Source organism: Bartonella sp. AA78NXGY, from assembly GCF_042197005.1.
Lineage (GTDB): Bacteria > Pseudomonadota > Alphaproteobacteria > Rhizobiales > Rhizobiaceae > Bartonella.
In genome coordinates this window covers 23390-39429 of the sequence record NZ_JBHIRI010000012.1, presented here as the reverse complement: position 1 = coordinate 39429, position 16040 = coordinate 23390, and the positions used below count along the sequence as shown (strand labels likewise).

Sequence of the window (16040 nt, the reverse complement as noted above, 5' to 3'; positions counted from 1 at the left end):
TTTTTTATTGTTCATTTTTAGCTTGCTTCCAAAGTGCTTCCATTTCATTCAAGGATGCGTCAGTGAGTGTTTTAGATTGAGTGGATAGCTTTTCTTCAATATAGGCGAAACGATTTCGAAATTTTATATTCGTTTTTTTTAATGCTTTTTGTGAATCAATCGCTAAGTGGCGCGCGAGGTTAAGGAGTATAAAGTAGAGATCTCCAAACTCTGCTTCTATCTCTGAGTTTTGTTTATTTTTGATGGCTTCTTTGAGCTCTTCGAGTTCTTCTTCTATTTTTTCAAAAACTTTATCACTTTTTTGCCAATCAAAACCTACTTTAGCTGCTGCTTCTTGTAAAGCAAGTGCCTCTTGGTTTGCTGGCTGGATTTGTTTTACTTTTGCGAGTATGCTTGTGGAGGAATTGTTGTTTTTTTCTTCGCACATTCTTTTTTGTTCAACCTGTTCTCTTTTTTTTATATATTCCCACTCCTCTTTTATAAATCCTCGTTTTTTTTGCTCGGTATTTCCAAAAACATGAGGATGGCGTCGAATCATTTTTTCTGTGATTGCATAAACAACATCTTCAAAAGTAAAGCTGCCTTCTTCTTGTGCTATGGTAGCATGATAGACAACTTGTAAAAGAAGATCCCCAAGTTCTTCACAGAGATCCTTTCGATTCTTTCGTTCAATGGCATCGATGACTTCGTAAACTTCTTCGAGCATATAGGGTATGAGGGATTCAAAAGTTTGTTTTTTATGCCAGATACAACCATTATCAGAGTTTCGTAATGCAGTGATAATTGCAGTGAGATCTTTGATATCTTTTGAGGCTAACATTTTGCACTTCCTTTGTAAGCAATAGAGCTTATGTTAGATGTCCCAACGTCTATGTAACCACATCCATTGTCCAGGATATTCACGGACCCAAGATTCAACAATATCATTTAATTTTTGCGTAGAAGCAGCTATATCGATATCATTTTTTTCATCACGTGGAAGTTCTACATGTTCATATAACTCTAAACGATGACGTCCACTAGGCAAACGAATACAACGTGCTGGATAAATATCACAGTCATATTGTCGAGCAAGTTTTATAATTAAGGGGTTTGTTTTAAGAGGTCTGTTAAAAAATGTTCCCATGATACCGCGGCGAAATTTTTGATCAACGAGCATACCAACATTTTCACCTTCTTCTAATTTGGCTGCTAATGCCCATGCTGCTCCGGCCTTGGAGGGAACAAGGTGTCCCATAGAAGTTTGTCGTGCTTTAAGGATTCGTTTGGCAACATAGGGATTATTGGGTGGTCTAAATAATACCGTAACATTAAGATCAAAACTTTGTGCACAAATAGGCAGAAGTTCAAAATTTCCAGTATGTGCGGTGAAAAAAATATGTGGTTTTTTTTCATTTTTTAATCGCTCAAATATTTCAGTGCCTTTAACCTCAATGAAACCTGGCTCGTCTGCATGAGGATCAAAATCAAAAATTTTATCAAGAAAAATATATTCGGCTAGGAAACGTCCTATATTTTCCCACATTTCTATTGCAATCGCACGGAGTTCTTGCTCTGTTTTTTCTGGATATGCACTCCTAAGGTTTGCGAGTGTGATTTGATGACGATGTACAAGGGGACCAATTTTTTTTGCTAACCAAGCAAAAAAAGAAATTCCCATTTTGGCTGGAAAACATTTTAGAATAAATAAAGAACCAAAGAGTAGATATGCCCATAACAAGTAGGATATTTTTTTAGCTATAATTTTAATACGATATATGAGATTTTTAAGAGAAAGCTTCATCATGATTTAATCGATTTTAAGGATAATTTTACCAAAAACATCTCGGCTCTCCATTCGTTTTAGAGCTGTATCAATTTCATCCAGCCCAACAATTGTATCAATGACAGGGTGTACGGCTTTTTGTGCCATTTTTTGCATGGCATTTTTCATATTTTCCATACGGCAGCCAAATGAACCGAATATCTTAAGCTGTTGCTGGAATAATTGCATGAGATTTATTGGTGCTGAAACACCAGAGGTAGAACCGCAAATCACTAAGCGTGCTCCTTTTTTCATACATAACAGAGAACCGTTCCATGTATCGACACCAACATGCTCAAAAACAACGTCAACACCTTTTTTTTGGGTTAATTTACGCACTACACCTTCAAAACGATCTTTACGATAATTAATCACATGATCTGCCCCAAGAGAGTGCGCTTTTGCAATTTTTTCATCTGAACCTACAGTTGTGATAACTGTACAGCCCATGTGTTTTGCAAGTTGAATGGCTGCAGAACCAATACCTGAGCCACCAGCCTGTACTAGGATTGTTTCTCCTGCTTGTAGTTTTGCGTTATCGAAAAGCATATGTTCTACGGTACCAAAAGTAATTGGAGCAACTGCTGCTTGCAATTCATCACATTGGGGAGGTGATGGAACTAATAAACGTGCTGGCAAATTGACAAGCTCACACGCAAATCCATCAAGGTGAAAACCATAGACTCCCTTTACATTACTGCAAAGATTATCCCGTCCTTCATGACAAGCTTGGCATACTCCGCAGGTTTGTGCACCATAAATTGAGACAATCTGTCCAAGTTGGAGATGTTCAACGCCATCTCCTATTTGTATAACCTCACCAGAGGCTTCTGCACCAATGATGAGTGGCATTTTTCTTTTCGCAAAAGCCATGCCGCGCCATCCCCATACATCAATATGATTAAGAGCAACGGCTTTTATCCGCACAGTTACTTCACCTATACTAGGTGAAGATGGCGGGGAAATATTGGTGATTTCAAGCCGACGATCATCGAAGAGTTGCAGTGCACGCATTATCATCCCCCTTAAATATATTATTGGTTAGCGTTATAAAATTTTATTATTACAGGATTATCCTTTATATGCAGTGATAACAAGACTCATATTTTGACCACCAAATCCAAATGAGTTTGACAAAACCGCATTGACACAGGACTTACGGCTATGATGAGGAACAACATCTAAGGGGATAGTAGGGTCAGGATTATCATAATTTATTGTTGGTGGGAGTATTCCCGATTGAATGGTTAAAAGCGAAAAAACCGCTTCTATTGCACCAGCAGCAGTTAATGTATGCCCAATCATTGATTTATTAGAAGAGACAGGAATATGCTCTAAAAGATCACCGAATACTGTTGATAATGCAAGATATTCCATTTTCTCATTTTCAGGTGTTGAAGTTCCGTGGGCATTAATATAGTCAATTTCATTGATGGTTATTTTTGCATCGTTTAAAGCTTTGCGAACGGATTCAATTGCTGGTGATGCATCGGGTTTTGAACGTGTACGGTGAAAGTCATCGGCGGTTTCTCCACAGCCAGCTAAAATTCCTAAAACTGTAGCATTACGGTTTAATGCGCTTTGAAGAGATTCAAGAACAAGAGCGCCTGAGCCTTCTGCCATAACAAAACCATCTCGATCACGGCTAAAGGGTTTTGCTGCTTTTTCTGGAGGCTCATTCTGAGTTGAAAGAGCAGATAGTAACGAAAAACGGATGAGAGATTCTGCTGAAACTGATCCATCTGTCGCAATTATGAGAGCTCGATTTGTTTCTCCCCGTCTAATAGACTCAACACCTAATTGAATTGCTGTTGCACCAGATGCACAGGCAGTGGAAAGTGTAACAGGAAGTCCTTTTGTGCCAAATGTTTTTTGAAGTTTTTCTGCAATTGCACCAAATTGTGTGGCTTCAAAAAGCGTCTCATGGAGTTTATCCTTACAGACTTTAAGAAGATGTGCATAAGAAGGCTCATTATTGAATTCCTCCTCTTGATCAAGACTAAAACGTGCTTTCCATTCAAGTTCAACAGGAGGAGCAGCTAGAAAGAGTGGTCCATTAAATTTTTTTTTATCAATAGCAGCTTGTTCTAAAGCTTCTTCAGCAGAAAGATATGCAAGCTTCTCAGAGAGAGCTGAAGCACCAAGTGTACTTTCTTTAAGAAAATCAATTGTTCCAGCAATATATGTATTTAATCCCTCAACGGGAAAACGTGTTATTTTGTGGATACCACTTACACCACTTGTTAATTTTTGCCAATTTTCATGTTTCCCTTGTCCCAGTGATGTGACAATGCCTGCACCAGTTATTGCTACAAGTGGACGCCCAAAATGATCATGATATTTCACTATAGAAATTCCCCTTCAAACAGCTGTAAGACGCACAATACCTTCAGCTCTTTTTATACCAATAGTTGTAACAAATATTTCACGTACTTCTTTAGAAAAAGGTTTTTCATGAGGACTTAACGCTGGAAAACAATGTTTTTTTTCAATTGAAAGTGCTGCAAGAGCTAGAGCTAGAGGAAATTGTGCTTCCCGCATATAACCAAATAATGTTGTAATGCCACGGTAAGATAGATCAGCATTATCAAGAGCATTTTGTTCTGCTTTTGTTGCTTCGTGAGCTCCTGAGGCTGCTGAAATGGCTAAGGCAGATTTAGCGCCCGCAGTTTTTAACATTGTTGCAATTGAATCTCTAAGTGGAATTTTGGTTCTATCTGTTTGGTCTGTAATAATTTGGCTAATTTCAGCATAAGCACGTGCATTGCGTTTTTTGGCATGTTCTCCACTTTCAATAACTAGGAAGATCCCACCAGAACCTGCTATGACACCGCCGCCTGGATAGATTCCACGATCCCACACTGGGCTCCATCCATTATGGGTTAAAAGACCACCAAGCTCATGCGCCAACAACATATCATAACTTTGTGCATTATAGGAACTTCCTACAAGAGCATGGGTGCTTTGACCTGATTTAATACGAGCTACAGCAATTTGAAGTGCAGAAAGACCACTGCCTTCTTCTCCCATAAATGTACGAGATGATCCAGTGACTTTATGAACAATTGAAATGTTTCCTGCCAAAAGGTTTGAAAGTTGTGCCAAAAATAATGTTGGACGAAGTTCAGTTGAAAGAGCAACATTTAACATAGAAGTATGATCGGCAACTGCGCGAGCTTTAGAAAGAATCTGTGTATCAACAGTAATATCACGTTCTCCCCCACTTGCCGCTACGATCATATCCATTGTTGAAGTGAGTTGTTCATTATTTTTCATGCCGGCATCATCAAGAGCAAGACCAGCCGCATAGGTACCAAGACGCTGCCATGTTCCCATTTGCCGTTGATCACTTTTTTTAGGAATTTGTAAACTCCAATCAATTTCGGGCAATTTATGAACCGTGTAAGGTGAAAAAGTTGTATAATCTAGGTTTGGTGTACGGATTGGATCATTTAAGAGATTCCAATGTTGATCAGTTCCTGCCCCCAGAGAGCTTATGAGACCTATACCAGTGATGAATACAGATTGATCATGCATGGCGAAAAAACTACTCTGCTTGTTTTAAGGCAACGAGATCATCAATTTTTGCACAAAGGTTTTTAAGAACAAAGTATTCTTCTGTTGCAACGGTACCTTCGTTGACTTCTTGTGTCCATTGTTCTAGAGGGACTTTTATTCCGAAAGCTTTATCAATAGCGAAAACAATATCAAGAAAATCAAGACTGTCGATTCCTAAATCGTCAATTGTATGACTCTCAGGTGTAATTGTATTGCGATCAATTTCACTGATTTCTGCAATGATATCAGCAACTTTATCAAACGTGGAAGGCAATGTACGGATTCCTTATTATAGAGTTAGTAAATTCAAAATACATTTAATATTGTTCTTCTAGCCTTTTTTCTCTTTAAAAAAAAGACTTAATCCAGAATATAGCTGTCTTTATCTATAGAGAAAAGAGGTTTACAGTACATGAAATACTATATCTCAATATTTAAAAAACTTTGAAATTTTATTGCGCATTTATTTTACAAGACTATTTTTTCTATTGGCAGCAAGGACAGCAAGGGCTGTTATATTAACAACTCCCCGAGAAGTTACTGAAGGCGTTAAGATATGGGCGGGACGTGCTGCCCCGATTAGAATAGGACCAACATGGAGTGCATTTGTGAGGCTTTTAACAGTGTTGAGCGTGATATTGGCTGAATCAAGTGTTGGAAAGACAAGCAAATTAGCTTCACTTTTAAGACGAGAATTAGGAAAAACACGATCACGAAAAACTTTGGAAAGGGCAGCATCAGCATGCATTTCACCATCTGCTTCTAAATCAGGGTGTAATTTGGCAAGAATTTCTGTTGCACGTCGCATTTTACGCGCACTTTCTGTGTTTTTAGAACCAAAGTTTGAGTGTGATAATAAGGCTGCTTTTGGTGTTATTCCAAATGCTTCAACTTCTTGAGCTGCCAACACAGTCATTTCAGCGATTTCTTCTGCAGAAGGATTTTCATTGACGTAAGTATCTGTGAGGAAAAGAGTACGTTGTTGAGAGATAAGCAAACTCATAGCAGAAAAACGGTGAACATGAGGATCAAGACCGATAATTTGTTCAATCAATTCAAGTTGACGTTCAAAGCGTCCTTCTAAGCCGCAAATCATTGCATCTGCTTCTTCACGCATAACGGCAAGGGCAGCAATAGCCGTTGTTGATGTTCTCACTACTGTTTTTGCCATTTCAGGCGTAACACCACGCCTTCCTGTATAATGAAAAAATAAATTAACATAATCACGAAAACGTGGATCATCTTCAGGGTTTGTTAATTCAAAATCTATACCAGGACGAATTCTTAAACCAAAGCGTTTCAATCTTGCTTCTACGACATGTGGACGGCCGATAAGGAGGGGCGTTGCTGTTTGTTCTTCAATGACAACTTGTGCCGCACGAAGGACGCGTTCATCTTCACCATTGGCATAGATGACGCGTTTACGTTTTGCTGTTTTTGCTGCAGCAAAAACAGGTTTCATTGTTAAACCAGAAAGAAAGACAAATCGATTGAGGATATCATAGTAGGCCTCCATATCTTCAATGGGACGAATGGCGACACCAGTTGTCATTGCTGCTTTAGCAACAGCGGGGGCAATACGCAGTATTAAACGCGGATCAAAAGGAGAGGGGATTAGATAGTCTGGTCCAAAATTGGGTGGTTCTTTTGAGTATGCACGTGCTACAACATCTGAAGTTTCTTCACGTGCAAGGGCAGCAATCGCATGAACAGCGGCCATTTTCATTTCTTCATTAATTGCACTAGCACCTACGTCTAATGCACCACGGAAGATATAGGGAAAACAAAGGACATTATTAACTTGATTGGGATAATCAGAGCGTCCTGTGCAGATCATTGCATCTGGTCGTATAGAGCGTGCTTCTTCAGGCATAATTTCTGGTACTGGATTAGCCAGTGCTAAAATGAGTGGATTTTGAGCCATTCTTTTAAGATATTCAGGCTTTAAAACACCACCTGCAGATAGGCCTAGAAAAATATCCGCATCATCAATAATATCAGATAAAGTTCGTGCGTCCGTTTTTTGTGCGTAATTGATTTTCCAACGATCCATAAGGGTCTTGCGACCTTCATAAACAACTCCCTCTAAGTCACTAAGCCAAATATTTTCAACTTTTGCCCCAAGACGAACCAAAAGATTAAGGCAAGCGAGGGCAGCAGCACCTGCACCTGAGGTAACTATTTTTGCATTTTCAATTTTTTTTCCTGAAAGATTTAAGGCATTTAATACAGCCGCAGAAACAATAATGGCAGTTCCATGTTGGTCATCATGAAAAACTGGAATTTTCATTTTAGCACGAAGCTTTTCTTCGATGTCAAAACATTCAGGAGCCTTAATGTCTTCAAGATTAATACCACCAAATGTAGGTTCTAAAGTCGATACCGTTTGTACCATTTGTTCTATATCGGATGCATCAATTTCAATATCAAAGACATCAATATTCGCAAATTTTTTGAATAAAACGGCTTTACCTTCCATAACTGGCTTTGAAGCAAGAGGACCAATATTTCCTAAACCAAGAACAGCAGTTCCATTGGATATAACAGCGACTAAATTAGAACGGGAGGTATATTGAGCAGCAAGATTAGGATCTTCATGAATTGCAAGACATGGTGCAGCAACACCTGGAGAATAAGCAAGAGCTAAATCACGTTGATTATCAAGAGGTTTTGTTGCTTGTATTTCCAATTTTCCAGGTTTAGGGTACTGGTGATAAAAAAGTGCGGCACTGTCAAGTTCAGCTTTTGGTGAACTGAAATCACTATTTCGTTCTCTAGACATTTTTATGATATCCAAGTTAGCGTATGTGTATATGAGATGTTCCATCTACGATAAGGTTTTGTCCACTAATAAATCCTCATTTCTCTGAATATCAAAATGCATGAGTATGAGAAAATTCTTCTGGATCGTAAAACCAGTTTGATGATTCTTTTTGTTTGTGTGCATGAATAATTTCATTGATAGCAGCACGATTAGTTTTTTCTTTCCTTAATAAAACGCGTAAAAATTGATTAGTCTACAAACGAATAAAATATTACTAATAATTACATTACCAAGCCATTATTTTTTTTGCAATGCTTACAACTTAAGGAAAGAAAAGAAGAGTGTTTTCTATTAACTTCATCTTCTTTATTTAAATTTCTATAGGGAGGTAGAAGAAATTTTAAATAACAATTTGCAATTTATAAATTATTTTTGCAGCTATTTAAAAGGAAATTGGAACTTTAAAAATAGGAGTTGTTTTGTTTATTATTCAATTGAACTCTTAATAATGCAAACTTTATAATTTATAATGAATCATCTCGTATGTTGAATGAGAAATTTGAATACAATAAGATTCTTTTAGCTCAAACTCATCTAATATAATAAAAAATATTTACTTACATAATTCAAACGAGAGTAATATGTGGATAAAAAACATTAAAAAAAATAAATAGAAGTGTTTCTATGAGCTATTTTAATACAAAAGCATGAATTTTTTTCACAATTAATAAAAATAATTATTACCGATTTTGTACCTTTATGAAACTATGAAAAATAAAGGAGTTAAGAAAAAGATAAGGAAATAGAAAACATGCTTTATCATTCTTAGAATGATACGTTGTTTGATAAGCCATTACGCTTCTTTAGGGTTATTGCTTAGGATATCAAAGAAAACCGCATGCCAATTATCCCAACCTTTGAAGTACAAAGCTACAGTTGAAAAAAAAGCATTCTATGATGAGCCATTAAAACAACTGGAGAGAGAAAGTGGAAAAAATATCTTTTTCCACTTTCTTATTTGTTATTGGATTCGACCACTTGCATGAGCAAGCATAGTATAAACTTTTCCGGTATCTGATATCAAGTACTTGCGAACTGAGTTGGAAGAGCCAGAACTGCGCGATATATCACGTAAGAGCTTTTCGAAATCTGTAACATATTGATTCACTGAACGTTTAAACCCAAAATCGCTCATATATTTTTTCTTAATCATTTCAAATATTTTTTGTCCATTTAAGGTATAAAGGCGTTCTGTTACGATGTTTTTTTGTCCACGTTGATAATGATCCCATAGCTCAACAATGGCATTGTGATTAATAGCTTGCACTATACCAGAAGCTAATGAATTAAGAGAGCAGTTTGCAGGAGATGGTTTTGTTTGCACTGATGTTAAAACATCATCACTAGGGGGAGCATCATAAAATGTTTCTTCACGTGAAGCTCTTTCTAAGAGATTTGATACCCATTTATTTGGTCTTTTTTTGCTTTGATCTTGTTGCAAAATAGGCTTAGGTGGCACAATCTTTTTAACAGACTCAGTGGAACTGTCACTTTTTTGATTAAACATTGATGATGTAGGAAATGCTGACATTAGCTGTTTTTGTGCGCTCTTTTGATCATTTTGTATAACACTGACTAAATCTTGTAACGCTGTAATCTGTTCATTCAAAGCTGTGCGAATTGTTTGCGTTGTTTCTTTTGTTTTTTCTGGAAGTTTTTTTACATTTTCATTGATATCATTATTAATCTTTGAAAGCTCTAAACGAACTTCATCAGCGGAGCGACGTATATCTTCTGCTGCTTCTGAAAAACGCGTTGATGCTTCACTAACAAGCTTATTAAGTGATTGTTGGAATGAATTTGTGGAGTTACGCGCATTCTTATCAGAGCGTTCAAGTGCTAAGTTGAAGATTTTTTCATAATGCCCAATCATTTGATTAATTTCATGAGACTTTGAAACAAGAGCATCGCTTAATACAGAAAGCGTATTATGTTTTTCTTCAAGTGTTGCACTAAGTGAATTTTCAGACTGTTCAAGAACATGAATAGTTTGGGAAAGTGTCTTTGCATGTTCACCAAAACTGCTCGTTATATGATTAATTTGTTCAAAGGTACTCTTTGAAAGTCCTTGCAGAATTTCAACATTAGTATTGAGCGCTTGATTTGAAGCTGACAAACGCTCTGCTACTTGGTCCGTGTTGCGGAAAAAATTATTCGTACTCTCATTAAACTGCCCATCAATATTTTGAACAACCGATAATAAAACATTACTATTTTCGTGAAAATTGTAAATTGATTGATTCAACTGTGTTAAGATGGATGAGACATTATTAACAAGCTCTTCCTTCATAATCGTTATTGTTTGAAGTGTTTCAGAGTTAGCTTTGGTTAAGCTATTCACTAAAGATTCATTATGTGCATAAATTCTTTGTTCAGCATCTTGTGTGGAAAGAGAGAGTTGTTCACCGATATGCTGTGTTAAAGAATCAATTGATTCTGTCGTATTTTGCGCTGCTTGATTTAAGTGATTTGTAAGCTCTGTTATTTTTCCAACATGTTGTGAAATTTGTGTTGTTGTTTGATTTCCAGCATCTTCCAGACGGCTCGTTACATCAGAGAGCTGATATCCTAAATTATTTTTAAGATTTTGCATAGAGTGATGAAGAACATCACAGCGTTCATTAAGAACTTGTTCTATTGCTGTTGTTGATGTGTGAATAGTTTCATTCAATAATGCTTGTGCATTATGGCTGGCTGTTGCGAAAGCTTCGACAGTATGCGCTGTTTGTTCAGACAGAACTGACAGAACTTTTTCACTGGTATCATAAACAGTTTTTTTGACATTTGATACAATGCGATTGCCTGATTCTGAGAGAATATTTTCTGCTTGTGCAGTAACATTTGTAACAGATGAAAGAATTTGTTCACTCGTAGAAGAAAGAATATCAGAAGCTTTTATAATCTTATTATGCAGGTTATCTGTCACTGTATTAACAGAGTCTTCTAAGGTTACACGCATATTGTCAACACTGCTTTCCAGCGCTTGTTGAATTATCTGACTTTGCTCATTATTAATCATGAGAGACGTTTTTAATGTGTCAGAACGTTCCTCAATAACAGATGTTTGCATATCAATGGCTTCACAGATTTGGCTAAATTTTTCAGATAATGTTTCCTCTAGCGTTGTTGTCCGTTCAAAAATTTTGTGTGCACGATCTTCTAGATCTGTATCGAATGATTCCATACGTGTTTCAAGGGTTTCAAAGAAAACACCACTCGATTGAGAGAGAGTATTCTTTAAAATTTCGGCATGGCTTTCAAGGTTTTTGATATGATCTTGAACCGTTTCAGTAATGTTTTTATTATTGGCGACAATTGCACTCTCAACTAAATCTATTTGTTGTTTCAATGCAACATCGACACGTATATCACTTTTTGCAATGAGATTATGGATTGTTTCCATGCGTTGTTCAAGTGTGCGTGCTTGATCGGCAAGAACTTCATTGAGAGAAAAACTATTAATCGCTAAAGAATCGCGCAGAGCATCGGCACGGATATCAATATTTCTCGCTTGTGCTTCTAAAGCATCTTGGGTTGTATTACAACTTTGTACAATGACATCTTGTAACTTTTCAGTGCATTGAATGATGTTTGTAATATGATTTTCAGCTTGTTTATCAACGACTTGAACATTATCAGCCAAAACTTTTTCAATATGAGAAGTATTTTGGGACAAAACATCAATTTGATTTCTTAATGTATCCGCAATTTTATTTTTCTCGTTATCGAGCATGTCTGCCATAAGAGCTCGTTGATCAGAAAGTTGTACTTTAAAATCTTGTGAACGTTCTTGTATGATATCAACAATGGCATTGTCGACATATTGAATTTCTTCTCTCAGACTTTCTTTACTTTTATCAATTGCAGAAAGAATAGCTTCACGTCCATTTGTAAATGCATGGGTAATGTCTGCTGTTTTTTCTTGGAGGTTCTCATTTATTTTCAAGACATGAGCTTCCAAGAAGTTACCAAGTTTTTCAGCATTATCCTCTAAAGCCTGACTGCGTTCTATAAAGGAATCAATGATGGAATCACTATGTTCTTTAAGAGAAAGATCAACAGTTGCTAAACGTTGTTCAAAGGCTCCAATTGCTTGCGAGGTTACGTTATCAAATTTAGAAGAGAGTTTATGTGCTTGGTCGTCGAGCTTTAAGATCTTCTCATCAAAATTCTGTAGAGATTGATTATTACGATCAATAAGAGCTTTATCTAAGGCTTTAAACTTTTCATCAACAGCGTGCAAAGTTTGATCTGTTACTGCTTGTATATGTGTTGCAATTTTAGCAACATGTACTTCTGCTTTTTCAGCTGTTTCATTAAAAGTTTTTTCTATTTGTTTTTCATTATGATCAAATCGTTTTGCAAAGCCATCGAAGTTTTTTCCTAATTCATGAAAAAATTCCGTGTTTTTCTGCTGAATTTGTGTTGTTGTTTTGTTAAATTTTTCAACAAGCTGATTTGTTACGCCATCACCAGCATAGGAAAGTTTTTCAACGAGGTCTTCGCCTTGTTTTTGTAAAGTTTGAGAAAGGGTTTGTGCAAGCTTTTCAACATTGGTTACAATGTTAGAGGTAACCAAACCAAATTCATCACTCAGTTGTTCTTGGGTTCCTTTAATTGTTGATTGTACGCGATCTGCATGATTCAAAATGGCTATACGTTCGTTACTTAATTCTTTGATTAATGTGTGAATGCGTGATTCATTCTCAGCATAGGCTTGTTCTAGATTGTGAACTTCACCTTGTATGATTGCTTCAAGTTCAACAGCACGTCCGAGAGTACGTTCAATACCTTCGTTCATTGCCGCTACTTCTTCACGAATGGTTTGCCCTATAGCAATAGCTTGTTTTTCAGATAGATGTTGTGGTTCACTAAGGCGCTGTGCAGCATTGGTCATAAGAAGCGCAATATTATGCAAGTCGTTTGAACGTTTTGTTAATTGAGCAACGCCCCAAGATATAAGGATAGGAATTGCTGTTCCGGCTGCTACAGCAAGTCCTGTTGGGGAGGTAACAAAAGTGCTGATATTGGATAAGGAGCTGAGTCCGGTAGGTGCGAGCTTATGCGCAATAAAAGCTCCTCCCGTTGCCCATAAAGCACTAAGCGCTGTTGTGTACCAGTAGACTCGAGAGGAAGAACGCTGCTTGAATGGTCCAAAATTTACAGGGGTTGTTATATCATCATTTGCGGGAAGAAGTTTTGTAGGCAATAATGTATTATGAACAGTTCCACCTGAAATATCAGGTGAAGGTTTTGGAGCAAAAAGCTGTTCAACAACGGATTTATCAATAACAGCTTCATCATGAATATTAGAAACAAAAGTTGACGTACCGTTTTCAGCAAAAAATTCTTCTTCTGCCATTGCAATTTTTTGAATCAGATCATCGACATTAACAACATTTTCAGAATTATTGGATGATATCGTTTCAAATCCTGTGTCATCGAAATCAAAGTTCATAGCTTTTGTGAGGGCTTCTTCAACTTCGACTTCAAATGTTTGCAATTTTGTTCTGCGTGCCATACTCGCCTCGTACTCTTACAGCCGGAAAAGGGATACGTCCTCTTCCACATAATTTCTACATACTAGCTGTTAATTATTTAGAAAGGAATATGCTTAGGGAAAAATTTTAAAAACTTATCAAGATAAAGTTAACGCGGTTTCTTGTACCCTGTTTAAAAATGTTATAAAATATAGTAAAAACAATTTATTATTTAAATCTAACTAAAACAAAAATACTGTTTACAACTTGTGTTTATAGAAAGCTTTATAAGCCGGCAGTCTTTGAAATAAGGACAATTTAATAGCGGTTATATATACAGTAAGGTGCGAATGCCTTTCTTTAATATCGATAATCGTTAATAAATGTTGTTGTCCGCTTACTTTTATTGATTCTAAACGAAGCAGATTCATCATCACATATAGTCCGTAATACTTAGGATGTATAAAAGTATGCCTTTGAATTGTAAGCTCATAAAAAAGTAAACGTGGAAAAATTTTTAATTTAATATAGCTTTTCGTAAGTTGTACTTTATTATTGTCTTAAAGAGCCGTTTTTTCTCTAATTTCAGTTGTTTGTTGCTGAATTTTTAAGCTTCTACGTTGACAATTGGATATTTTTCAGTCGATATGCATGCACGAATATTTTTATGCAATCTAGATAAAGGTGTAAGAATAATGGCAGAGCGATCACAACACCTGCAAGATGTGTTTTTAAATACGGTGCGTAAGCAAAAAATTTCCCTTACAATTTTTCTTGTCAATGGCGTTAAACTCACGGGTATTGTAACTTCATTTGATAATTTTTGTGTTCTTTTGCGCCGAGATGGACACGCGCAATTGGTTTATAAGCATGCTATTTCTACGATTATGCCTGGACAGCCTGTACAGATGTTTGAGGGTGAAAGTCCTGAGTAAACATATCATTTTAAGATAGACCTCTTATCCCATTTAAAAGTACTTAGATTGCTATGATAAATGAAAATGAGAGATTAGGAGGGGTATTTTCGCAGAATACAGAACAGGTGCGCGCACTTGTTCTGATACCGATTTTTCAAGAAAATAGAAGTGAAAGCTCTTTGAGAGAGTGTTCTATATCTTCTCGTGTTAAAGAATCATTGGGGTTAGCGCGTGCTATAAGGTTAGAAGTTGTTAATTATGAAACGATTAATATTGCAACGCCTCGCTCTGCGACTCTCTTTGGAAAAGGTAAAGTAGATGCGTTAACCTGTTATATAGATGAATATTCTATTGAGCTTGCGATTGTAGATCACTTTTTAACGCCAGTACAGCAGCGTAATTTAGAAAAATTATGGAATTGCAAAGTTATCGATAGAACGGCTTTGATTCTTGAAATTTTTGGGGATCGTGCACGAACAAAAGAAGGAGTTTTGCAAGTAGAGTTAGCGCGTTTGTCCTATCAAAAAGGGAGGCTTGTGCGGAGTTGGACGCACTTGGAAAGGCAACGGGGGGGGCGTGGCTTCCTAGGTGGACCTGGTGAGACGCAAATTGAAGCAGATAGGCGTCTTTTACAAGAGAAAATTATTCGTATTCGCCGCGAATTGCAAACGGTTATTAAAACACGTGCACTTCATAGAGCAAAAAGGAAAAAAACATCTTATCCTGTTGTAGCAATGGTAGGATATACGAATACAGGAAAGTCAACTCTTTTTAACCGTTTAAGTGGTGCAGATGTTTTAGCAAAGAATATGTTATTTGCAACGCTTGATCCGACTTTGCGCAAAGTTGTGCTTCCCCATGGAAAAACTGTTCTTTTGTCTGATACTGTAGGGTTTATTTCTAACTTGCCAACGAATTTGATTGCAGCTTTTAGAGCAACCCTTGAAGAAGTGGTTGAAGCAGATCTCATTCTTCATGTAAGAGATATGTCAGATCTTGATCATCGAGCACATGCCCAAGATGTTTTAGAAGTGCTTTCAAGTCTTGATATCGATATTGATGATATGGAGCATATCATAGAAGTTTGGAATAAGATTGATATGTTAGATGAGCAAGCATTGAATGTTTTACAAACAAGCGCAAAGACGCGATTAAATCCTGCTCTCATGGTATCAGCACTTAAGGGGGATGGACTCGATCAATTATTAAGAGCCATTGAAAAGCGAATTTTTGGAGAGGTGCAAAGCATTGAATATCTTTTACAACCTCATGAAATGTCGCTTATTGATTGGTTTTATGAAAACTCTGCGGAAATAGTGCAAGAAGGGCATGATGATGGGTCTATTACCATTAGAGCGGTTGTTACTTCTGAAGCAAAAAAACAACTAGAGAGCCTCAAAAAAAATATGAATTAAGTTCTTTAAAGCTATTGTTGAACATTTGTGCTTAAATTTTAT

Annotated in this window: 10 protein-coding genes; 2 read left to right on the top strand and 8 right to left on the bottom strand. The window is 36.7% G+C overall.

Features of this window, described 5'->3' with window-relative positions; genetic code table 11:
* Positions 1 to 4 precede the first annotated feature (4 nt).
* The 8 genes from mazG to ACFINL_RS07380 all read right to left on the bottom strand — a co-directional run bounded on the left by mazG (position 5) and on the right by ACFINL_RS07380 (position 13707).
* A complete protein-coding gene (gene mazG / locus ACFINL_RS07415) occupies positions 5 to 820 on the bottom strand; it encodes a nucleoside triphosphate pyrophosphohydrolase (RefSeq protein WP_375611559.1) in 816 nt (271 codons plus the stop codon).
* A gap of 33 nt (positions 821 to 853) precedes the next feature.
* The gene (locus ACFINL_RS07410) at positions 854 to 1783 is read right to left on the bottom strand and encodes a lipid A biosynthesis lauroyl acyltransferase (RefSeq protein ID WP_375611589.1); all 930 of its coding nucleotides are present in this window, start codon (positions 1781 to 1783) and stop codon (positions 854 to 856) included.
* A gap of 6 nt (positions 1784 to 1789) precedes the next feature.
* The gene (locus ACFINL_RS07405; protein ID WP_375651263.1) at positions 1790 to 2818 is read right to left on the bottom strand and encodes a zinc-binding dehydrogenase; all 1029 of its coding nucleotides are present in this window, start codon (positions 2816 to 2818) and stop codon (positions 1790 to 1792) included.
* A 57-nt stretch (positions 2819 to 2875) separates the two neighbouring features.
* Entirely contained in the window at positions 2876 to 4150 is a 1275-nt protein-coding gene (locus ACFINL_RS07400) for a beta-ketoacyl-ACP synthase (protein ID WP_375611561.1), read from the bottom strand.
* Positions 4151 to 4165: 15 nt separating this feature from the next.
* The gene (locus ACFINL_RS07395) at positions 4166 to 5341 is read right to left on the bottom strand and encodes a beta-ketoacyl-ACP synthase (RefSeq protein WP_375651261.1); all 1176 of its coding nucleotides are present in this window, start codon (positions 5339 to 5341) and stop codon (positions 4166 to 4168) included.
* Positions 5342 to 5351: 10 nt separating this feature from the next.
* Positions 5352 to 5636, bottom strand: coding sequence for an acyl carrier protein (locus ACFINL_RS07390; RefSeq protein ID WP_005773457.1), 285 nt, complete (start codon positions 5634 to 5636; stop codon positions 5352 to 5354).
* A gap of 189 nt (positions 5637 to 5825) precedes the next feature.
* Entirely contained in the window at positions 5826 to 8144 is a 2319-nt protein-coding gene (locus ACFINL_RS07385; protein ID WP_375611563.1) for an NADP-dependent malic enzyme, read from the bottom strand.
* A gap of 1003 nt (positions 8145 to 9147) precedes the next feature.
* Entirely contained in the window at positions 9148 to 13707 is a 4560-nt protein-coding gene (locus tag ACFINL_RS07380; RefSeq protein WP_375651259.1) for a hypothetical protein, read from the bottom strand.
* Between the two features lie 654 nt (positions 13708 to 14361).
* On the opposite strand from ACFINL_RS07380, the gene hfq reads away from it, so the two are divergent.
* Both hfq and hflX read left to right on the top strand, forming a co-directional pair.
* A complete protein-coding gene (hfq, locus tag ACFINL_RS07375) occupies positions 14362 to 14601 on the top strand; it encodes an RNA chaperone Hfq (RefSeq protein ID WP_005773461.1) in 240 nt (79 codons plus the stop codon).
* Positions 14602 to 14654: 53 nt separating this feature from the next.
* Positions 14655 to 15998: a GTPase HflX gene (gene hflX, locus ACFINL_RS07370; RefSeq protein ID WP_375611565.1), complete on the top strand. Its 1344-nt coding sequence runs from the start codon at positions 14655 to 14657 to the stop codon at positions 15996 to 15998.
* The last annotated feature ends 42 nt before the right edge of the window (positions 15999 to 16040 follow it).